Here is a 6,553-nt window from a genome sequence, read left to right as displayed (position 1 = left end):
AGTTTATTAAACTGGCACTTTAGTATTAATTTTCCATAAAAGTAACGCAAGAACCGAGAAAGTAAAGGATTATTACTTGGAGAAAGTGCCGATCCTCAAACTATAGCTAATATCCGTTCTTTATCAAAAACAGAACCAGGAGTAAAAGAAGTTATCCGGGTGTTAACAATGCAACTTGCTCCCCAAGAAGTATTACTTAACTTAGAACTTCAATTTTCCAAAAATTTTACAGGCGAAGAAATAGCATTAACTGTAGATAATTTAGAAACAAAAATTCGCCAAAAGCATCCTGAAATCAAACAAATTTTTATTGAAGCCAAGTCTTTAGCCGCCAGTCGTAAATATTCTCAACTTCCTGAATAATAAACGAACCACAGAGGCGCAGAGAACACAGAGACAGGAGAAATAGAGAAGATTTTTGAGTCAGTTTTAGGATATTTTTTTATTTGGAAGTCCCTAAGCACTTTAGTGCTGAAAAAATAATCAATTTAGTCCTTACTTACACAAGACAAAGAGAGCCATTTTTATGTCAAATAACTCATCACATAAACCAACAATTGACTACTGGCACGTCTGGATTGACCAGGACGGTATAAGTCACCAGTCCCGTTGTCAAATTGAGGACTTCATTGAAAAAGGCATAGCCCCGGATACTTCACCGCAGTGGCTTTCTAAGTTGAAGCAGTCTGGTGCTACAATCACCTTTACAGTGCTACCCGTAGGATGGGTTGGTAACTGGCATGAGAACCCAAAGCCCCAGTGGATTATCCCACTATCGGGACGCTGGTTTGTGGAGACTATGGATGGATACAGAGTCGAGATGGGCCCTGGCGAAATTTCATTTGGGGAAGACCAGGGTACAAAAGCAGACGCACAAGGTCATAAAGGCCACTTATCTGGAACAGTAGGCAATGCGCCAGCCGTTTTGATCATGGTACAACTTGAAGAAACTCCGACTATAGAGCAATCCTGTCGCTTGAGGTAATGATAGGGACAGTTAACTAACAGCCCAGAACCCCTAGCTTTATCTAATTAAATAGTAACGAAAGATTAAGCATATCAAGTCACTTTGTACCATCACTCAAAGTAATCTTTCTTAAGACAAATAGATAAAAGTGAAGCTAGGGAGTAAAATATTTGAACAAATTAAAACTGACTTGATTCAGAACAAATATATGTTTGGTATAATTTGGGGTATCGTTGTTATACTGGTTGCTTTTTGGGCATTAGGACTGACACTTCATATTGCCGGAAATCTAATTCATGCAGTGTTACTTTTAGCTATTGGCCTTGCTATCTATAATTTTTTCAAAGCGCGGGATGTGTAAATAAATATAGCTTTTCCCGATCGCAGTAAGGTACATCATAGTCCGTTCCTCGCTTCCGCGAAGAGATTGAGGATGGGCTTCTTGTACCTCACTTCTCAATACGGTTCGGTTAGTATGTTTGGCTCTCAGAGATCCCCCCAACCCCCCTTAAAAAGCTATCCATTATAAACATCTTTCTTAACAGAAAAGTTGACAAAAGCGATTAATTGTGTATTTAAAAGAGAGAGGAAAAATTACCAGTAAGTGAAAAAAATAGCTGTGAGAATTAAGAAAGTTTAAAAAAGTGTGATTTTCTCATAACTATCTCAGTATAAAAAACTCATGATAGGAAATGTCAGTCCAGGTTTGGACGTGATTTAAACGATGATCTGCTTGCGATAATATGTGTGCTAACCAAATTACCTTGTCAATTTCCGTGTGTCGAGAAATGTTTATCGATTAGTGGTTGTATGCCCATACGCTCTATTGAGGGGGATGAGGGGGAAGGAACAAATTACAAATGACCAAATTCTGTGACAATGATTAAGAGTAAGCCAGAATACTGTATCTAAGCTACTCATGAGCCAGAGTTCTCAAAACAGCCCTTTACCAGGCAACCCTGTTCCATCAATTTTTAGTTGGTTATACGCTTTCTGGAAATTCTCTCGCCCGCACACAATTATTGGTACAAGCCTAAGTGTTGTAGGTTTATATTTAATTGCCATTGCCATTAATGGAGACGTGATTCATCGCGTCTCTACGTATTCCCTACTCCCTGTCTTCGGCGCTTGGATTGCTTGTCTGTGTGGCAATGTCTACATTGTGGGGCTGAATCAATTAGAAGATGTGGAAATTGACAAGATTAATAAGCCTCATTTACCTTTAGCATCTGGTGAGTTTTCCCAGCAAACGGGGCAATTAATTGTCGCTTCGACTGGGATTTTGGCGCTAGTTGTGGCGTGGCTAACTGGGCCATTCTTATTGGGGATGGTGGCGATTAGTTTGGCTATTGGTACTGCTTATTCTTTACCGCCAATTCGCTTGAAACAGTTTCCTGTTTGGGCGGCGCTGTGTATTTTTTCGGTGCGCGGTACGATTGTTAACTTAGGGCTATATCTGCATTACAGTTGGGCGTTGCACCAAAGCCAAACAATTGTGCCTGTGGTATGGGTGCTGACGTTATTTATTTTGGTGTTTACTTTTGCGATCGCTATCTTTAAAGATATCCCCGATATGGAAGGCGATCGCCTCTACAATATTACTACTTTCACCATCAAACTTGGGCCCCAAGCTGTGTTCAATCTATCACTTTGGGTAATAACTACCTGCTATCTGGGAATAATTCTGGTTGGGGTGCTACATGTCGCCTCAGTTAACCCGATATTCCTGATAGTTACTCATTTGGGGCTATTGGCTTGGCTGTGGTTGCGGAGTTTGACGGTGGACTTACAAGATAAAAGTGCGATCGCTCAATTCTACCAATTTATCTGGAAACTCTTCTTTATGGAATATCTGATTTTTCCTATCGCTTGCCTTTTGGCTTAGACAATGCTAGAAACCTTTCCCACTAGTTCGATTATCCCTGCGGTTGTAGTCGTTCTCACTCTATCAATCCTGGGCTATTTCGCTTGGAAAACTTTAAGAACCTCAGACTTGTTTCAAAAAGGCATCAATCTTGCTCAAGCAAAAGATTACCAAGGTGCAGAAGTAGCCTTTCGCCAGGTGATTTCTCTCAACTCTACTAATGATGTAGTGCGCTTATTTTTGGGAGATGTTTTAAATCAGCAAGGCCAAGTAGAGGAAGCAACAGAATTATTCCGAGAAGTAATTAGCCGCAGTCCGAAAAATCCTGATGCTTACTTGCGTCTAGCGAATATTCTCATGCAACAAAAGCAAGAAGAAGAAGCTAAAACTAACTTGTTACAGGCTAAAGATTTATTACAAAAACAACGCCAACCTGAAAAAGCTAAAAAAATCACCCAACTGTTAGATAAAATGAGTGCTAAGTCAAGTGAATCTTAATTTTAATGAGAATTGCAGAGATTAAATTTTCCTGTTATGTCTCCTAATTTTTTACCATTCCCATCATTATGGTGAGAATGGTTTTTATTTTGGAGATGTCTAGTGTCTACCGTAATTATGTCCACAATTTTCGCAAGTTTGACCGCTCCCTTCATAGCCCTTACAATAGGCATTATGATTACCATTTGAGTCTTGGTGCTTAAATTGAGTTTATAATCGCTTATAAGCCTTGATTTTAAAGGAAAATTTTGGGGTTTAATTAAAATTTCAGCATAACACCTAGCGAATAACCATATTAATAGATTTTATAGATTAAAATAATCAAGTATTTATGTCAGAAATAATATCAAAATTATGGACTATTCTTTTTACATCAGAAACATTTATTCCACATGGACACTGCTATCTATGGCAAACGAATTTAGTTTGGTTACACATATTATCTGACTCGCTCATTGCACTAGCTTATTACTCGATTCCAGCGACGCTATTTTACTTTGTCCGTAAGCGGCAAGATTTGCCCTTTGATTGGATTTTTCTGCTATTTAGTGCATTTATCGTAGCTTGTGGCACGACTCATTTAATAGAGATTTGGACACTTTGGCATCCCACCTATTGGCTATCGGGGTTTGTCAAAGCAATAACTGCCACAATATCTTTAATTACAGCCATAAAACTTGTGTCTCTAGTTCCCCAAGCTCTAGCATTTTCTAGCCCTGCTCAACTAGAACAAGCAAATCAAGAACTTCAAACCCAAATAACCGAACGCTTACGGGTAGAAAAAGAACTATTAAAATACCAAAATGACCTCGAAGAAATGGTTGCTGTTCGCACCAATGAAATTACCAAAACTAACGAGCAATTACAACAAGAAATTCTTGAGCGCCAACGAATTTTAGAAGTTCTCCGACAAAGCGAAGAACGCTACCGTTACTTAGCTGAGGCAATTCCTCAACTTGTCTGGACAACTAAGCCTAACGGTGAATGTGATTTTTTTAATCAAAATTGGTGCGATTACACAGGGCTAACATTAGAACAATCTTTAGGTTCTGGTTGGTTAGCAGCATTGCATCCAGATGATGTCCAAAGAGCAGATAAAGTGTGGTCTGATGCTGTAAAAAGTAGCACTATATATAATAATGAATATCGCTTTAAACGCGCTGCTGATAGCTCCTATCGTTGGCAGCTAGCGCGAGGTTTACCACTCAAAGATGAGCAAGGTTTTGTAGTCAAGTGGTTTGGAACTTGTACAGATATCCACGAACAAAAACAAATACTTGAAGAACGAGCGCATCTGCTGGAATTAGAACAAATAGCACGAGCCAAAGCAGAAACAGCCAATCGAATTAAAGATGAATTTTTAGCCGTCCTATCTCACGAACTACGCACTCCACTCAACGCAATTCTCGGCTGGTCAAAGTTGTTGCAAACCCGCAGATTAGACCAAAAAAAGACATCTGAAGCCCTTGCCACAATCGAGCGAAATGCCACCTTACAGGTTCAACTTATTGAGGACTTGCTGGACATTTCGAGAATTTTACAAGGCAAACTGACGCTGAATATTACGAAGATTAACCTAAAGTCTACGGTATTGTCGGCACTGGAGACAATGCAGTTAGCAGCAGAAACAAAGTTGATTGAGGTGAATACAGTATTTGAACCGGGTGTGGGACAAATTATGGGCGACTCGACTCGTTTGCAGCAAGTCGTCTGGAATCTCCTTTCTAATGCAATCAAATTTACACCCAGAGGAGGAAAGGTAGAAGTGCGACTACAGGAAGCTGATGGCTATACTCAAATCATCGTTAGCGATACGGGTAAGGGAATTAGCGCTGACTTTTTGCCATTCGTATTTGATTACTTCCGCCAAGCAGATAGTACCTCTACAAGAAATTTTGGTGGATTGGGACTAGGATTAGCAATTGTCCGTAATATCATCGAAATGCATGGCGGTACTGTCCAAGCAGATAGCCTCGGTGACGGGAAAGGGGCAATATTTAGTGTTAACTTACCGCTTCTCTTAGATGAAAGCCCAAGGCTGGCGAATCAACAAAGCTACCCTGGATTCTTAGCTACTAACTCCTTACCTCTGAATGGCATCAGGGTTTTAGTTGTCGATGATGATACTGATTCACGAGATTTTATTGCTTTTGTATTAGAGCAAGATGGGGCTTTTGTGATGGCGGTATCTTCTGCTGATGAAGCATTACAAACCTTAGCAGAGATAAAGCTAGATGTGTTAGTCAGCGATATTAGTATGCCCGATATCGATGGCTATATGTTAATACATCAAGTGAGAACTCGGACACCAGAACAAGGCGGACAAATCCCAGCAATTGCCTTGACAGCCTTTGCAAGTAACGATGACCAGCAAAAAGCCCTAAAAGCTGGGTTTCAGATGCATTTACCCAAACCTCTTAACCCAGAAGAATTAATTGCAGCCATTGTTCAACTTATCGAATCTTCTTTTCTCAGTTGCGATCGCCAATTTAATACTCTCTAGGTTTGTTAATATTTTTCAACAATTGGGTCTTATTGATAAAGGTAGGACTATTTTTATACCATAAATTGCTACACTTTTTAGTCTCTAGTCTATAGAAAATGCTTCAATCCCGCAACCAAACAATATTTATTATTCTTTCTGTGCTTATCGTTGTACCGATGGGCTTTTTGTTTAAGTATTATAATGGCCCTGCCCATCACTGGTTTAATGACTACGGAGCAGCTGTATTTTACGAAATATTTTGGTGTCTGTTCGCATTTTGGTTTTTCAGAAGTCGGGCGGCGGTAATCCAAATTCCTATATGGGTTTTTGTCATTACCTGTATACTAGAATTCTTGCAACTTTGGCATCCGCCACTATTAGAGCAAATTCGCGCCACCTTGATAGGTAAATTGTTGCTTGGTACGACCTTTGTTTGGTGGGATTTTCCTCATTATGTATTGGGTTCTGTTTTAGGTTGGTTGTGGCTGCGACAATTACACAGAATAGGTTAGGGACTTCCAAGAAATAAATTACTCAATAAAACTCTGTCTTCCCAGAACCACACTTGCTCCCATCAAAAGTAGCTTGTATGCCTCCACCTTGCCTAAAATAGATAAGTAAGTAGGTGGGAATGGGAATAAGCATAACTAGGTTACGAAACGTAAATATGTTTTAAACCCTTACCTGTGAAAAATTACAAAGGACAAATGACGACCCTCACTAGTTAGCTAAGATAAGC

At 39.7% G+C, this 6,553-nt stretch carries 7 protein-coding genes; all 7 read left to right on the top strand.

Annotated elements, in window-relative coordinates; translation table 11 throughout:
- The first annotated feature begins 102 nt into the window (after positions 1-102).
- On the top strand, positions 103-363 hold the full coding sequence (locus tag HWQ37_RS00895) for a cation transporter dimerization domain-containing protein (RefSeq protein WP_465249654.1): 261 nt from the start codon (positions 103-105) through the stop codon (positions 361-363).
- 163 nt (positions 364-526) lie between these two features.
- Positions 527-985 (top strand): cupin domain-containing protein, encoded by a 459-nt coding sequence (locus HWQ37_RS00890; RefSeq protein ID WP_292742689.1) that lies wholly within the window; start codon positions 527-529, stop codon positions 983-985.
- 130 nt (positions 986-1,115) lie between these two features.
- Entirely contained in the window at positions 1,116-1,328 is a 213-nt protein-coding gene (locus HWQ37_RS00885; protein WP_292742687.1) for a lmo0937 family membrane protein, read from the top strand.
- 558 nt (positions 1,329-1,886) lie between these two features.
- Positions 1,887-2,852 carry a homogentisate phytyltransferase gene (locus HWQ37_RS00880; RefSeq protein ID WP_292742685.1) on the top strand — a complete coding sequence of 322 codons (966 nt, stop codon included), beginning with the start codon at positions 1,887-1,889 and terminating at the stop codon, positions 2,850-2,852.
- 3 nt (positions 2,853-2,855) lie between these two features.
- A complete protein-coding gene (locus tag HWQ37_RS00875; protein WP_292742683.1) occupies positions 2,856-3,329 on the top strand; it encodes a tetratricopeptide repeat protein in 474 nt (157 codons plus the stop codon).
- A 331-nt stretch (positions 3,330-3,660) separates the two neighbouring features.
- Positions 3,661-5,832: a hybrid sensor histidine kinase/response regulator gene (locus tag HWQ37_RS00870; RefSeq protein ID WP_292742682.1), complete on the top strand. Its 2,172-nt coding sequence runs from the start codon at positions 3,661-3,663 to the stop codon at positions 5,830-5,832.
- Positions 5,833-5,930: 98 nt separating this feature from the next.
- Positions 5,931-6,326, top strand: coding sequence for a ribosomal maturation YjgA family protein (locus tag HWQ37_RS00865; protein WP_292742681.1), 396 nt, complete (start codon positions 5,931-5,933; stop codon positions 6,324-6,326).
- Positions 6,327-6,553: the final 227 nt, after the last annotated feature.

The sequence above is a fragment of the Nostoc sp. NMS4 genome (genome assembly GCF_017115095.1).
Classification (GTDB): Bacteria; Cyanobacteriota; Cyanobacteriia; order Cyanobacteriales; family Nostocaceae; genus Nostoc.
The sequence above is the reverse complement of the archived record's forward strand: the minus strand, read 5'-3'. Positions and strand labels throughout refer to the sequence as shown.